The sequence below is a fragment of the Lactiplantibacillus plantarum genome (assembly GCF_014131735.1).
GTDB classification, from domain to species: Bacteria; Bacillota; Bacilli; order Lactobacillales; family Lactobacillaceae; genus Lactiplantibacillus; species Lactiplantibacillus plantarum.
Genome location: NZ_CP039121.1, coordinates 1239757 through 1255468 on the forward strand (window position 1 = coordinate 1239757; position 15712 = coordinate 1255468).

Below are 15712 nucleotides of genomic sequence, written 5' to 3' on the forward strand. Positions count from 1 at the left end.
GTTGGTTTAAGTCCATGGTGCTTGTTCTGCTTTGTGACTCGCTAGTGAGTTGTAATGTGTTTCTGAACCGCAGCTAGTCAAATAATGGTAACGGTGCCAAAAAATCGATATCTGTTCGTTCGCTGGCGGCGCCTTCTGCTAAAATTGCCATCTGCTTGACCACTTGGGCGCCAGCTTGGTGTAGGAGGGCGTTGGCAGCTGTCAACGAGCCCCCACTGCTAATGACGTCGTCGATAATGATAACGCGCTTATGATTGATTAGTGCGGCGTCAGTACCGTCTAAAACTAGCTGTTGTGGGGTGCTGGTCGTAATTGCGCTTACCGGTTCGATAAGCGGGTGCTGCATGTAATCCTTACGATTCTTACGTAAAACGATAAAGCGAGGGTGGTTTGTGGCCTGGCTTAGTGCCTGGGCTAGCGGAATGCCCTTACTTTCCATCGTGACTAAATAATCAAATTTAGTGGTAGTTAGCCGTTGACTGAGCTGACGGGCAGCATAGCCGGTCAGCTCAGCGTCGCCCAATAGAACGAAAGAGGCGATGCTAGTCGTGGCATTTAATCGAATCAATGGTAACTGCCGTGTCAGCGATCCTAATGTTAACTGATAAGTTTGCATATTTATAACCCCAATCCAATTAATGGTAAACCAAATTTTAGGAGTGCCCCGGTCATTAGCCCCGCGAATGGATCGACAAGGGCGGTCACGACGAGCGTTACGCCTGCAACCGTACTTAACGAGCCGTGCAAAGCGGTGGTTGCATTTTCCGGGAAAATGACAATGGTCCCTAAGATAAACAAAAAACCGGCGATTGCAGTGCTAGGCACAACTTTTCCCAGCTTTGGCAGCCATCCCAGTAATAGAATCAGCATCATGATCAACATCATTAGGATACCCGCGATTACTGGTTCAGGCGCGCTGGCTGTCGCGGAAATAATCGTTTCTACTGGCGCACCACCCAGAAGGCTAGTTCCCAGGTCTGCTAATGCCTGACTACTAGTCAGTAGATTTAGATTGACCGGGTTGGGGTGTTGTCCCGTCATTTGGCCAGTAATTAAGCCGTACGAGAGGTTAGCACCGATATTAAGACAAGCTAGACTCAGAGCACCTCGCAGGATTTTAAAACTGAACTGTGGCCTGACAAATTGTAATTTGCGGGTCGTCACATGTTCCGGTAGTGCGACGCGATAATGTGTCATCGCTGCGTAACAGCTGGTTCCAATCACTGAAACGGCAATTGTCCATACTAAATCTTTACTGATCAAATAAGTCACACCCGCCAAGCCGATTGACAGCCACCCAAATTGGGGTTGTTCGTGCGCCATTTGCAACGCGATTTTAGCCAACATCAGGCCAACTCCTGCCATCATCGCTGCCATAAGCTGATTGCCCAGACTATGAACGATGAGCGGCAGAGTACCGGTCAAGCCAATCACGAACATCAGACTCGCACCTAAAAAGATAATCGACGACCGTTCGCGTAAATCGTGTCCCAGGTGCCCGACTAGTGCGAGGGATTCCGCTTGAAATGAAACCGGTGCAACTGAACTAGCCACGCCGTTGATTAAACCAACTAATCCGAATGAAAATGCAGTCGGAAAGACCGCAAAACCGAGACTCATCGCCATAATTCCTTGTGGGATCCCGTTTAAAACGACCCCGATTGCTGCCAATAGATCCGCCAACCAATGCATATTAATACCGCCTTTTTTGTTTATACGAATAATATACGACTGATTAGGGTTTAAATCCAGCAAATTTAGGACAAAGTCAGAATAATATTGTTTGCTAACTATTTATAGTTCGTGTTTTCACGAATCACGATTAGTTGGCGCACGCTCGCAAATGGGGTATACTTAGTGCTAATTAGTGAAGGAGGGGTGGCACCATGCCAACGATTAAAGATTATTACTTGCCAAAGCGGCCAACATTATTATTTTCGTTGCATCCAGAACCAACACAAGCGATTATCAATGGCACCAAGATTCTGGAATATCGTCGGCGTTTTTTTGCACGTCCGTTTCAAGCATTTGTCTATACGACAGGGGCTAATGGGGGAATTCAACTCTTTTTGCGTTGTGATCAGGGCATGCAACTCGTGCCTGAACAATTAGCGCTTGTGGGCGCATTGTTACAGCATGACGCGCCCACAACCACCGCGGCTTATTTTGAAGGAGCTAAAGTCGGATTGGCGTTACCGATTACGGCTTTTACAACCTTACCTAACATTCCGTTGGCACAGTTACGTCGTCAGTTTGAAAACTTTGTTACGCCGCGGAGTTACGTCTTCTTAGATCAGCCTGACCGGCAAGCACAGTTGGATTGGCTATTAACGCAACCCTGTGAGTCGCTAACTATTTTGGACTGGCGCAAACGGTATGCAGCACTGGCGACTTTGTTACAAAAATGAAGCCAAGCTTGTCTTAATCGGGCTGCAACTAGTGCGCCGGTTATAAGAATCAAACAGCCACTCGTTGTGTATTTGCTGAGCAAAAGGACTTAGCTGTGACAACTGCCGCAAACGAGTAGTCATTTAGCATGACTGATTGGATTTGATCGTAAAAAAAGAACCTGCCACAAGTGGTCAGGTTCTCAGATTAATTAGAGCATTTTTTCATAGACGTAGCAAACGTCATCGACATGGTATACACCGACCATTTCGCCAACTCGCTTGAAGTTCATCTTTGCAATCAGATGTTGCATCGCTTGATTGTCGGCATGAGTATCGATACGGATGCTCTTGATTTCAGGATGATCCGCAGCAATATGAGCAATGATTTTTTCGAATAATTGAGTGGCATAACCATGACCTGCATGGCTAGAATGAATCGCGACTCGGTGAATCACGACGTAAGGTGCCGTGGTATTTAACCATTCGGCCTTCGCAGTATCGTAAGTTTCGTCTGGTGAAGGCACGACAGCGACAGCGCCGACCGTTGCGTTGTCGTCGGCATTGAATAAGTATGCTGATCCTTGCATGATGTCGGCCGTGATTTGTTTGCGAGACGGGTAGTCGCCTTGCCACTGGTTGACCCCAGCTTCAGCAAGTTGATTACGGCCGTCACTCAGAATGTCGATGATCGTATCGAGATCATCGAGGGTCGCTTTTTTAAAGTACATAATTCTAGCTCCTCTCTTGAACAGCGATTGACTGCCGAAGCAGTAATCGACTTTTAAAAGTATACAGAATTTTTAGAAAAATGAAACTATTTTCTCCCGATTCTTAGGAGATTTTCAGTGACGATTTTCAAGTAAAATCTTGCGCGCTTCTTGGGCCATGTCATGTTGCGTATTATAAGCAGCGACCGCACTCGGTGCATATTGGTAAGTATTAGTCCGCAAAGTTTGTTCATAGAATTCGAAGTAGGGTAAGTGGGTATTTTGCGCAATCGTGATAGCACGCTGCCAATCGAAATCTACGGCGCGGTAATCAGCATGCTGGAGGCCAGTCTCATCAATTGTCAGAAGCAAGTAGTTTGCTCGTGGTTGGCGTAGGTGGGGATTAATGGCAGTCGGAAGACCAACTGTCCCGGCGTTTAGAATCAACTGTCCCGTGGTTGCGTAGCGCATGATGGGCTGGTGTGTGTGCGCGTAGATGACGATATCGACATCGCCTTCAGCGGCTTGGTCAAAGTTGGCCTGACTGGCAGTTGGTGCGAGCGCGTGTCCACTAGCGACGGTCGGTAAAACGTGTTGGAGACGGATGGTTAACGGGCCGACGTGTTTGATGACTGTCATTGGTAAGTTCAGTAACCGTTCAAAGTGTGTCGAACTCAGCTGGCGCCGATCAAAAGCGGTGAGAACCGTTGCCATAATTTGTTTGGGTTTAGTAAACGTGTTGGGATTGGCTGCCATTACTTTTTGGTAGTTTTCCTCGTGATTTCCGAGAACGTAGGCGGTGGGGTGAACGCGGTCTAGTAAGGTGAGACAGCGCTCCGATTCTGGCCCGCGAACGGTCATGTCGCCTACTGTCCAGTATTCGTCAACGTGTTGTTTCTGGGCGTCTGCTAAGACTGCTTCGAGTGCAGTAGCGTTACCGTGAACGTCAGATAGGACTGCAATTTTTACCATGTTGAGATGCTTCCTTTCTACTATGTAATCTAAACTCTGGTGAGATGTTTTATTCTGGTAAACGTGGGTTTTAAAAATTTATGAATGTAACCACTATGAAAAGCCATCGTAACTTTTATCTGTTATAATGGGTATGAAACGAAGTAATATATAGCACGTATATTCAAGCCAATTCGTTTCGTGCCGTGGTTATCCTTGCGATAATCACGGTTTTTATTTTACCATAGTGCCTTATGATTAGTTTGGTTGGTGTCATTTAATTGTATCAGTACATGGAATGCGGGTGGGTTACCACACATGTAATTGCCCAGAGTTCAAGGTGACTTACATATGGTGTGATATTGTTTAAGCTGAATGGATTGCTTCTAAATATAGTGGTTAAACTAATTGTTTGTGAAAGAGGTTTTGGATAAATGATGACACCTTACAAAAAAGTTAACGTAACGGATGCGCCTCGACTAAAGCTGGCAATTAATTTGACTAGTGTCTTGTTGTCTTTTCAATGTTATTTAGTAATATGATTCGAGCCAGCACCATTGATATTGGGCATGTAGCTTGGCTAAAATGGTCATTTTAGCAATTGGGACTGTTGCGATTCATGGGTGCGGGTTGTACTGGGGAATTTTTACCTAGCATAGCAACTAGTGATAACGTTGCGATACTGTCTGATAGAAGATACATTGCGGGGTATGACTATTTATCGCTAAAAATTGGGAAATTAGTATCCACGATAATTGAGTTGGAGTATCAAAAGGCCATCAATCTGCGTATATGCTTCGCGGTTGACGGCCTTTAGTTTAGTGCTGAAGTCAAAGTAGCTATGTGAATGGATCTCATCTCAAAACAAGCTATACACCAAATAAATATTCAACACCGTAATAATTCCGGCCAGTCCATATCCCACCCACGTTACCGCCGGGCGATTAACGTGGGCCTTCATCAGGCTGGCGTCATTTGTCAGCGCAACTAGTGGCAACAAGGTAAAGGGGAGGGCGATGCTGAGTGCCACTTGCGCGTAAATGATCAAGTTTTCAAAGGCAGCGTCACTAAAGCCGACTAACATACCGATAATCAGAATCGGAATTAGCGTGACAGCGCGAGTAAGCAGCCGGCGTTGCCATAGCGGTAAGCGGATGTGTAAATAACCTTCCATGACGATCTGACCAGCTAAGGTGCTAGTGATGGATGAAATTAGGCCGGTAATTAGTAGGGCTAATGCAAATAACCAGCTCATGACCGGGCTAGCAAGGGCGCCAACCACGGTGGTACTTTTTAACCCATCGAAGACGGCCTGCAGACTCGCTAACGCGTTGGTGTGACCGAAGAAAAGCGTCCCACCAAGGACGAGCAAAAGTGCGTTGATGAGAAAAGCCGCAATCAAGTGCACTGTTGAGTCCCAATTGGCGAAGCGCAGTGCTTCTGTGACTTGGGCTGGATTATGATAATCATAACGCCGGCTTTGTGCAAGCGATGAGTGTAAGTATAAGTTATGTGGCATGATGGTTGCGCCCAAGATTCCGAGACTGAGGACTAGTGCGGTATGATTTTTGACGATCAATGGTGTTGGAACTAAGCCGAGCAACACGTTGCCAAATTGAACGTGGGCCCGTCCCACCTCGATACCAAAAATAATGCCGACGGTCAAAATAGCGACGAGGACGATTACTTCGACACGCCGAATGCCAAATCTCAAAAACAACAAGACAACTAAGACGTCCGCAATCGTCAGTAAAATTCCTGCAAGTAGTGGTAAGCCGAATAACATTTTTAAGGCGATTGCGGTTCCAATTACGCCCGTCATATCAGTCGCCATCATCGCGACTTCGTTTAAAATCCACGCGGCGTAACGCACGGGCCAGGGCAGCTTGCTAGCGATGGCTTGTGCTAAGTCTTGCCGGGCTACAACGCCTAGCCTGATTGCCAGGCCTTGCATGAACATGGCGACAATGATGGCTAATGCGAGCACGGCTAAAAGCCGGTACTGAAACTGACCGCCACCGGCTAGGGATGTCAACCAGTTGCCGGGATCCATATAGCCGACTGCCACTAGTGCACCGGGACCGCTATAGGCTAAAAATTTGCGCCAAAAGGCCGTCTGATGAACGTCGGGAACCGCGACGCTCTGATTGATTTCTTCAAGACTTTGATGACGATGTGATTGCATGGTTCGACGCCTCCTGCTTTTGGATAGCGAGGTCAGCCAGAAATTGGCTGAAGCTGGTATCCTTATTCATCGGTGGTACTAAGTCAAACCGATCACCACCGCTTGCCCGAAAGGTTTGATAATTTTGAACGTAGTCTTCCTCGAGGGTTTCCAAGCAGTCCACGACAAAGGATGGCGTAACTACTAATACGTTGCGTTTGCCAAGTTCGACCAACTGCATGAGCTCATTTTTTAAGTAAGGCTTCAACCACGGCATCGGTCCGAACTTGGACTGATACGCCGTAATGACCTTATCAGCTGGTAATTCTGGTCGCTCCGCCAACACAGCTTTGGTCGTGGCCTCGCATTCGCGTTGATAGGGATCACCATGGCGGACCATTGCAGTGGGGATGCTGTGGTAGCTGAAGATGACCGCATCATAATGATGCGCCTGATAGCTTTGCCAGACTTTGGTTGCTAGTAAGTGAATGTAGGTCGGTTGGTCGTAGAAACTGTCGATAAAGGTGTGTGGTAATCCAGTTGCTTCAACTTGACGATGGATGCCGCCGTGCGTGCTCTGGGTGTATTGCGGAAAAAGTGGTAAAATAATTGGCTTTTCACACCCATCAGCAACCATGGCTTTCAAGGTCGCACCGATATCGGGTTGACCGTACGTCATTGCTAGTCGGACGTCCCAATCGGGTAATGCTGCTTGTACTTGTTGGCAGATGGCTTGACTGTAGACGATTAATGGTGAGCCTTGTGGGAGCCAACTATCCTGATAAAAGGTGGCCGAACGCCAAGAACGGGTCGGTAAGATAATACCACGCAACAGCGGTTGCCAGAGTGCGGCTGGCATCTCGATGACGCTTGGATCACTTAAGAATTCTTGTAAGTATGTTTTGACATCCTTAGTCCGTGGGGATGCTGGGGAGCCTAAATTGACGAGTAATAATCCTGGGTGCATAGAAACCCCTCCAATGCTCTTGATAAATTAATCATAGCATAATCGTCAGCTTGTATACGGGGTTAATGGTTTATTTGTTCGATTATCTAGTGATAATCAATTTACTGCTGAAATAAATAAAATCTCTTGCTAGCAACTGGCCGGGCTAGCAAGAGATCTGAAATTGATATTTGGTTTTGTTGCAGTTCAAAAATCGGTGTCGTCGGCTGGATCGTACTTTAAAAGTAGATTCAGAAATGCCAGCAAAAGCCATGACCATGTTCGTTTTCAGGTCGTCAGCATCAAAAGACGATTGCTGGGTGGACTTGGTGAGTTGAGCTGACTAACGGGCTTACTTTGCGGCGTGGGTCCGTCGATAACGTTGATTGAGATAGTAGCCTAGATAGCAAATCGCCACGAAGGGAATGGTGTAATACAAGGCAATCCGCTGGTTAGGGTCAAACCAAATCAAGATACAAGAGAGCCCACTTAAGATAAAGGCCAGCCACGGGACGACCGGGTAGCCGGGCGTTTTAAAGGTCAATTGATCAAGCGACTGCCCACTTTTCAGGTAGGTTTTGCGGAAGTTGATCTCCGAAAGGGCAATTGCCATCCAAACAATGACGACGGCAAGTCCTGAAATGGATACTAAGACCAGGTACACCGAACCGGCGGCATAGACACTCGACAATAGGGCCAGAATGCCACCCAGCATGCTAGTAATTAGGGCGACTAACGGCACATCACGCTTCGTGGTTCGTTTGAAAACCTTTGGAATGGTTCCCTCGTTCGCAAGTGACCACAGCATGCGGGTAGACGCGTAGAGGCCAGAATTAGCGGCCGACATAATGGCGGTCAATACGACGAAATTCATTAAATCAGCGGCGTAGGGAATCCCAATCGCTTTGAAGACGAGCACGAATGGACTTTGCGTCACACCTGCTTGTTTGTAAGGAATCAGTGCGGCCATGACGGACATGCTACCGATGAAGAAAATAATCAGGCGCCAGAGGGTCGTTTTGATTGCGGTCGGAATGGTGTGGGCCGGATCCTTAGTCTCACCAGCTGTAATTCCAATTAGCTCAGTTCCGGAAAAGGCAAAGTTGACCGTTAGCATAGTCGTAAAGACGCCACCAAAACCATTGGGGAACCAACCGTTACGCGTATAGTTGCTCAGAAACGGGGCACTGGTATGACCGTGAAGTGGCAGGATACCGACCATTGCCAGTCCGCCTAACACAATAAAAGCAATGATCGCGATGACTTTGATACTGGCAAACCAGAATTCCGCTTCCGCAAACCAGCGTACGGAGAGGGCGTTAACGGTGAAGATGACCACCATAAAGACGAGGCTCCAGATCCAGGTCGCAATGTGCGGAAACCACGTTTGCATGATGAGCCCCGCTGCTGTAAATTCTGAACCGAGGGCAATCGTCCAAGTCAACCAATATAGGATGGCAACCGTAAAGCCTGTGCCAGGACCAATATATTTTTTCGCATAGACGTGAAACGCCCCGGTGTAGGGCATTGCAACTGACAGCTCACCTAGACAGAGCATGACGAGATAGACGAGGATGGCTCCAATGGTATAGGCGAGCAGGGTCCCAATTGGCCCCGCTTGATGAATCGTGTAACCGGAACTTAAAAATAATCCGGTCCCAATCACGCCACCGAGCGAAATCATCAGTACGTGCCGTGATTCCATCTGGCGACTGAGGTGGGTTTGTTTTGACATAATGTACCGGCCTTCCTTACTTGCAGAATTAATATGATTAGACTATGATTAAAAAATCAACAATGCTATTAGAATAACATAATTTATAAGTAGAAAGGAAGGCAATTATTGCAATGCTTTCATTAACTGAACAATTGAACCGGGGCCCAGTCGTCTCGGACGGTGCGATGGCTACGGAATTAGAAAAACGGGGCGTGGCAACCAATAGCGCACTGTGGTCAGCCACGGCAATGTTGGACCACCCGGATGCGATTCAAGCGGTCCATCAGAGCTATCTGGATGCGGGCGCAAAAATCATGACAACTAATACATACCAGGCCAACGTGCCTGCATTTGAGCAGGCTGGTATTGCTGCCGCACAAGCGCGTCAATTGATACAACAGGCGGTGACAATTGCTCATACGGCGCGTGATGCTAGTCATGTCACGGATGCTGTGATTGCTGGTAGTATTGGCCCGTACGGTGCTTACTTAGCGGATGGTAGTGAGTACACGGGTGCATATCAGTTAACGCCGAGTGCCTATCAAGACTTTCACCGCGAACGCCTGGCGTTGATCATGGCCGCCGGGGTGGACGTGCTTGCATTAGAAACGATGCCACGTTTAGACGAAGTACAGGCTTTGGTACAACTAATCACAACCACTTGGACGCAACAACCATACTGGGTAAGCTTTAGTATCAAGGATCCACAGACATTATGTGATGGGACGTCATTAGCTGTGGCCGCAAAGTGGGTGGCGGCCCAGCCGAACGTGGTCGCTGTGGGGGTCAATTGCACTACGCTGGAAAACATTGCACCAGCGTTAACCACTTTGAAGGCTGCTGTAGCGGTTCCGTTGATCGTTTATCCTAATTCTGGTGATCAATATGATCCCGTGACGAAGACTTGGCAAGAAACTCATTTGAGTCATCAATTTGCATCCTTTGTCCCCCAGTGGTTAGCCGCCGGGGCCCGCATTATCGGCGGCTGTTGTCGCACAACGCCGAAGGATATTGCGACGGTGGCACGGGCTCTCAGTGTTTCGGATTCCGCCAAGCTTTGAAAAATGTTAAGAAATGACGGTGTTTTAGTTCATGGTGGGCGTGTCTCCGAGATCTAAGTTGTCTTGGGGTGTTCGTTACACACTAATTATTGATTTAATTATATTTGAGCAAAACAATACCTAGCGTGCTGAGCGTCACTAGGTATGGCTAGCAATTTAATTGAAACTGGTGAAAAATCACTAGTCGGGCACTGCTGATACGGTAGTTGTTCACGACTAGCGATTTTTGTATGTCAATAAAACTGTTCATATCTTGGTCGAGTAACGTAAAATATGGTAGGGTAAAGATAGTGTATAGATATAACAGATGAAGTGGTCAATCGTCCGTGCGTACTCGAAGTTTTTGAACTCGGTGACAGGATGAGTTGATTTTTCAGATTGAGAAGGGAACGGCTAGGTGATGTATTATTTTGTGGGTACTGGTTTAGGATTGAAATTGACGGGAATTGAAAAGGCACAGTTGAACCGACTGGCGCTATTTGACGCCGCTGGTTATCAGGCTCGATGCGTCTATGTCACTTATAATCCGCGTTTACATGAGCATGCGGCCCGCTTTGGTGCGGAAGGAAAATGCTTTAGTTTGTATGATTTCTTTCAGGGGACGATGCCTGAAGCAGTGACTAAAATCCATCATGATTGGATGCACTATTGGCAAGCTGTTTGTCACTTTAAGGTGATTCAGGTTCCAAATACGACGGATTTTCGCGTCCTGGATACCGATGGTCAATATTTGATGTACGTTCATTTTGTGGACGCCGGGCGACAACAATTGGATTATGTAAATTATTTTGATAATCAGGGTGTTAAAGTCCGACGCGAATTTTATGATAACCGGGGCTTCCTGAGCCGGACAAGCTTTTTAGTGAAACATCAGGAAGTGCACACAGAAGTGTATTATGATTTACAAGGGCAAGTCAAAATTATCAAACAGTATGATATTACCGGGCCAGAGCCAAAACTACGACTGATTACGTTGAAGAACTATCAACAAAGAGACTTTTTCTTCAATACCGAACAGGCTTTTCAGACATTCTTCTTCAATGAATTGGCCACTGCTGATGACGTCTATTTCTGTGATCGTAACCGACAAACGGCGGCGGCCTTAGGTCATACGCGCCCCGCAACTCGCGTGTGTTCAGTCTTACATAGCACGCATCTACGGATTGGTGAGGACGTGGTAAGTGGGCATTTGAAATCGGTCTATCGGTATGTCCTAGCCCATCCAGACCAATTTCACCGAATTATTGTGTCGACCGAGCATCAAAAGCGTGATTTATTGGCACGCTATGATAATTTACCACCAGTTGTCGTGATTCCAGTCGGCTATACAACGGTTCATCCGGTTAAAATTGATGGTCGTGACCCGCACCGGATTATTAGTGTGGCGCGCTATTCGCCAGAAAAGCAATTACCACATCAACTGGAAGTGGTTCGTCGGTTAGTTGGTGAATTTCCCGACCTGACTTTGCAGTTGTTTGGGCATGGGCAAAAGATTGAAATGCAAATGCGTCAATTTATTCAGGCCAATCATCTAGAAAAAAATATCGTTATTCGGGGTTTCTTGCCCAATCTGGCAGAAGAGTACCAGCGGGCAAGCCTCGCCTTAATGACGAGTGTGGAAGAGGGCTTTTCGCTAGCCACAATGGAAGCTGAAAGCTATGGCGTGCCGGTTATTGGCTATCGAATTGCGTACGGGCCGGAAGATATTATCGAAGATGGCGTTAACGGGTACTTAGTGACACCCAATGATGTTGATGAGTTGACAATGAAAGTTCGTCAGTATTTACAGCACCCTGAACGACAAGCACAACTGATTACGAATGCCTACAATTCAGCAACTCGTTACAGCAAGCAGACGATTATTGAAAAGTGGCGCCAGTTAATAGCAGCACTTTAAGAACTGGTGATAGGGGCAAACAAGGCGTCTACCTAGTTTGAGAGACTAGGTAGACGCCTTGTTGTTATCTAGATATTAATAAAGTAATAAAATCAGTGCCAACTGAACGGCTACGTTGATCATGAGATGTAACCGAGTACGGCCAAAGGACTGTTGACTGAACCAGACAGCAATCGTGATGAGAATTGCAACGATCGTTTGCCAGGTCAACGGCTGCAGGAAGATGGTGATAACAAGTAGCAGGCCGGTGATGGCCGAAATCAGTTGATTGATTTGGCGTTGACGGCTGAAGCTCGGAACATATAGGAAGACATAACTAGCCAGCATGGGGGTCAGCTTCCAGAGAAAAGTAGTTGATAAATAGTTATTTTGTAAATCGAAGACGGCCACTGGGATCGTGAACGTCATGATGACGCCGAAAACGACTAGACCAAAGTAGTTTTGCATACCGAAGCGTGGAACAGCCATCACGAGCAACCACGCACTGCACGTTAATAGCAGGTACAGTAGTTCGGATTCCTTGGCAATAATGTTGGTAAATGCAAAGGCCACGGTAATTCCAATTGCAATGAGGCTCCACTGGGGAGCAATCCGCCGATCTAAGATAATGAAGACCGCGGCGGCCACGGCTAAGGTGTAGCCAATCAGTGGTAACTGCGCGGCTGAAAATGAGGCCGTTTGAAATGAGCGCCCGTAATCGAGGGCGGCCCACCAACTAATGATGCTTTGAACGATGGTAAAGATCGCCAAGGCGATGTAATCGCGTTTAATATGTAATTTTCCGATTCGAATCATATTGTCAACACTCTCTAATTAGGATAATGAGTTAATCGTACCGGTCGGGGCAGTTCCCGTCAATAATTTGACAGAAATCTTTAAAAAAAATGGTGATTGTGATAACCTTATATAGTTATGAGCCGTTCCCGAAAGGATAAGTTTAGCTTGTTCAATGAAGAATAAGTGATGCTTAGATGCCTTGTAACCGAAATTATCAAGGGGGAATTTATTGTGAGTGAAAGACACTTATTTACATCTGAATCTGTCTCTGAAGGTCATCCTGATAAGATTGCTGACCAAATCAGTGACGCTATCTTGGACGCAATGTTAGCCCAGGATCCACAAGCACGGGTCGCTGTTGAAACTTCAGTGACGACTGGATTAGTGCTGGTCTTCGGTGAAGTTTCGACCAAGGCCTACGTTGATATTCAAAAGGTCGTGCGTGACACGATCAAGTCGATTGGCTATGTTGACGGTCAATACGGCTTTGACGGTGACAACTGTGCCGTCCTTGTCTCATTGGATGAACAATCACCAGATATCGCGCAAGGGGTCGATGATTCCTTGGAGACGCGTTCTGGCGATGCTGACCCATTAGATCAAATCGGTGCTGGTGATCAAGGGATGATGTTTGGTTATGCCATCAACGAAACCCCTGAATTAATGCCACTGCCAATCGCATTGAGCCATCGGTTGATGCGTAAAATTGCAGCGCTACGTAAGGATGGTACCATTAAGTGGTTACGTCCAGATGCTAAGGCCCAAGTCACGGTCGAATATGACGAAGACAACCAACCTAAGCGAATCGACACAGTGGTCTTGTCTACTCAGCATGATCCTGATGTTGATTTGGATACAATTCGGCAAACGGTCATTGATCAAGTCATCAAGGCTGTGTTACCAGCTGATTTATTAGATGACCAAACTAAGTATCTTGTGAACCCAACTGGTCGTTTTGTTATTGGTGGTCCTCAAGGGGATGCCGGTTTGACTGGTCGGAAAGTCATCGTGGATACGTACGGTGGTTTTGCCCATCATGGTGGTGGTGCCTTTTCTGGTAAGGACGCGACCAAGGTTGATCGTTCTGCAAGTTACGCTGCTCGTTACATTGCCAAAAACGTTGTGGCTGCCGGTTTAGCTGATCAGGTCGAAGTGCAATTGGCATATGCCATCGGGGTTGCCGAACCAGTTTCGATTGCAGTGGATACTGCCGGGACCGGGAAGGTTAGTGATGAAGCGTTGATTAACGCCATTCGCGAAAACTTTGATTTACGCCCAGCTGGGATTATCAAAATGCTCGATTTGCAACGGCCAATTTATCGGCAAACTGCGGCATACGGCCACTTTGGTCGGACCGATATTGATTTGCCATGGGAACATACTGATAAAGTGGATGCTTTAAAAGCAGCATTTAAATAATGCGGTAACGTTGATTCGTTACGGTCTGTAGGTACTCGACGCTAAAAGCGACCTTTTTTCAAGGTCGCTTTTTTTTGCGGGCTATTTTAGATGCACGGGGTTTTAAAATGATTGATAGAGAAGGAGAATTACTAAGATGCAACAGCGTAAAACTAACGTAATGGCGGTTACGGTTGCCATTTACGTCGCGACGTTTATGAGTGCGATTGAAGGGACAATTGTGTCGACCGCCTTGCCAACGATTGTTGGTGATTTACACGGGGTTTCATTGATGAATTGGGTTTTCTCAATTTATTTATTGACTAATGCGATGATGACGCCAATTTATGGAAAGCTGACTGACTTGGTCGGCCGAAAACCAGTGATGCAAGCCGGACTAATTATTTTTATTATCGGGTCTATGATGAGCGGTTTGTCTAATTCGATGCCGGTGCTAATTTTTTGGCGGGCCATTCAGGGGATCGGTGCCGGGGCGCTAATGCCAGTCTCAATGACAATTATCGCAGATATTTATTCATTCGAACGCCGGGCCAAAGTGCTAGGCTTCAATAGTTCAGCGTGGGGCATTGCTTCAGTGCTGGCACCGTTGATTGGTGGACTAATTGTCGATAAGCTCAGCTGGCATTGGATTTTCTTCATTAATGTGCCAGTTGGGTTGATCACCCTTTTCCTATTTCAATTTTATTTACGAGAACCCAAACGTCACAATAACGTGAAAATCGACTACTTGGGTAGCTTTTGGCTGATGCTCTTCTTGCTGTGCTTGATGCTAAGCTTCCAACTATTGGGAAACGCCACTATCAGTTGGGTGGCCGTTGGGACTGCTTGGATCATTAGTGCGCTCAGTTTGTGGCTATTTATTCGTCGTGAAAGTCGCACGGATGAACCAGTGATTTCGATGGATTTATTCAAAAACCACACGTTTATTATTCAGAATGCCGTGGCGGCCTTAGTCAGTGGTTTCCTAATGGCCGTTGAAGTTTATATTCCAACTTGGACTCAGGGGATACTGGGTGTACCGGCTTCTTTGGCGGGATTCGCAGTGACACCGAGCTCGTTAATGTGGATCGTCGGGTCATTCGTGACGGGGCGGTTATTGGCAAAGTGGGCGCCGCGACGGATTTTGTATCTGAGTTTGGCTTTCATCCTCGTGACAAGCATTTGCTTAGCGTGGTTGCCAGTTAATACTGCTTTCCCATGGTTCTTCCTGATCACAGCGATTGGTGGCGTGGGCTTCGGAATTACAATTACAGCAACGACCGTCACGTCGCAACACCTTGTGCCAGCTGAGAACGTGGGCGTCGCAACGTCCTTCAATACGTTGAGTCGAACGATTGGCCAAACGTTGATGATTTCAATCTTTGGAATTGCGTTGAACGTTGGGATGAACCAAGGTATTCAGCACCATGCAGGAACGAACATGGCGATGATGAACAAGTTGATCAATCCACAGACAGCAACGCAATTACCGTCTCATTTGTTGCCGACACTTCATCGTATCTTATATACGGGCTTACATTGGGTCTACCTGATTGGCCTTGGTTTGGTTATTCTAGCCTTTATTGTGAATAGTTTGGATCGCGGACCACAAAAAACGGCAGCACAACACGCGGCTGATTTAAACCAAAATCAGGATTAGTCGGCTTAGTATCAACAAATTAATTGTCAAAGTGACTCATAATT

The 15712-nt window shown here is 46.8% G+C and carries 13 protein-coding genes and 1 riboswitch; of the genes, 5 read left to right on the forward strand and 8 right to left on the reverse strand.

The window, feature by feature from the left end; genetic code table 11:
• Window positions 1-73: 73 nt before the first annotated feature.
• Window positions 74-616, reverse strand: a complete 543-nt coding sequence (locus E5260_RS05720; RefSeq protein ID WP_003643202.1) for a phosphoribosyltransferase family protein — start codon at window positions 614-616, stop codon at window positions 74-76.
• A gap of 2 nt (window positions 617-618) precedes the next feature.
• Entirely contained in the window at window positions 619-1692 is a 1074-nt protein-coding gene (locus E5260_RS05725; protein ID WP_003643201.1) for a hypothetical protein, read from the reverse strand.
• A 194-nt stretch (window positions 1693-1886) separates the two neighbouring features.
• On the opposite strand from E5260_RS05725, the gene E5260_RS05730 reads away from it, so the two are divergent.
• Window positions 1887-2408, forward strand: coding sequence for a hypothetical protein (locus tag E5260_RS05730; RefSeq protein WP_003643200.1), 522 nt, complete (start codon window positions 1887-1889; stop codon window positions 2406-2408).
• 191 nt (window positions 2409-2599) lie between these two features.
• Here E5260_RS05730 and E5260_RS05735 read toward each other — a convergent pair whose 3' ends face one another.
• From E5260_RS05735 to E5260_RS05755, 5 genes are all read right to left on the reverse strand, one after another.
• On the reverse strand, window positions 2600-3118 hold the full coding sequence (locus tag E5260_RS05735; RefSeq protein WP_003643199.1) for a GNAT family N-acetyltransferase: 519 nt from the start codon (window positions 3116-3118) through the stop codon (window positions 2600-2602).
• A 114-nt stretch (window positions 3119-3232) separates the two neighbouring features.
• Entirely contained in the window at window positions 3233-4069 is an 837-nt protein-coding gene (locus tag E5260_RS05740; protein WP_003643198.1) for a metallophosphoesterase family protein, read from the reverse strand.
• An 838-nt stretch (window positions 4070-4907) separates the two neighbouring features.
• Window positions 4908-6233: an Nramp family divalent metal transporter gene (locus E5260_RS05745; protein ID WP_003643196.1), complete on the reverse strand. Its 1326-nt coding sequence runs from the start codon at window positions 6231-6233 to the stop codon at window positions 4908-4910.
• A complete protein-coding gene (hemH, locus tag E5260_RS05750) occupies window positions 6205-7179 on the reverse strand; it encodes a ferrochelatase (RefSeq protein ID WP_003643195.1) in 975 nt (324 codons plus the stop codon). Before hemH ends, E5260_RS05745 begins: the two co-directional genes overlap by 29 nt.
• A 331-nt stretch (window positions 7180-7510) precedes the next feature.
• On the reverse strand, window positions 7511-8893 hold the full coding sequence (locus E5260_RS05755) for an amino acid permease (protein WP_003643194.1): 1383 nt from the start codon (window positions 8891-8893) through the stop codon (window positions 7511-7513).
• A gap of 113 nt (window positions 8894-9006) precedes the next feature.
• Between E5260_RS05755 and mmuM the strand changes: the two genes are divergently transcribed.
• Both mmuM and E5260_RS05765 read left to right on the forward strand, forming a co-directional pair.
• Window positions 9007-9936 (forward strand): homocysteine S-methyltransferase, encoded by a 930-nt coding sequence (gene mmuM, locus E5260_RS05760; protein WP_003643193.1) that lies wholly within the window; start codon window positions 9007-9009, stop codon window positions 9934-9936.
• 400 nt (window positions 9937-10336) lie between these two features.
• Window positions 10337-11833, forward strand: a complete 1497-nt coding sequence (locus E5260_RS05765) for a glycosyltransferase (RefSeq protein ID WP_003643192.1) — start codon at window positions 10337-10339, stop codon at window positions 11831-11833.
• Between the two features lie 75 nt (window positions 11834-11908).
• On the opposite strand, the gene E5260_RS05770 is transcribed toward E5260_RS05765, so the two are convergent.
• The gene (locus E5260_RS05770; RefSeq protein WP_003643191.1) at window positions 11909-12628 is read right to left on the reverse strand and encodes a hypothetical protein; all 720 of its coding nucleotides are present in this window, start codon (window positions 12626-12628) and stop codon (window positions 11909-11911) included.
• Window positions 12629-12738: 110 nt separating this feature from the next.
• Window positions 12739-12844: riboswitch (SMK box riboswitch) on the forward strand.
• Here E5260_RS05770 and metK point away from each other — a divergent pair.
• Both metK and E5260_RS05780 read left to right on the forward strand, forming a co-directional pair.
• A complete protein-coding gene (gene metK, locus E5260_RS05775; protein WP_003644222.1) occupies window positions 12842-14029 on the forward strand; it encodes a methionine adenosyltransferase in 1188 nt (395 codons plus the stop codon). It overlaps the preceding riboswitch by 3 nt.
• Window positions 14030-14165: 136 nt before the next feature.
• The gene (locus E5260_RS05780) at window positions 14166-15668 is read left to right on the forward strand and encodes an MDR family MFS transporter (RefSeq protein ID WP_003643189.1); all 1503 of its coding nucleotides are present in this window, start codon (window positions 14166-14168) and stop codon (window positions 15666-15668) included.
• The last annotated feature ends 44 nt before the right edge of the window (window positions 15669-15712 follow it).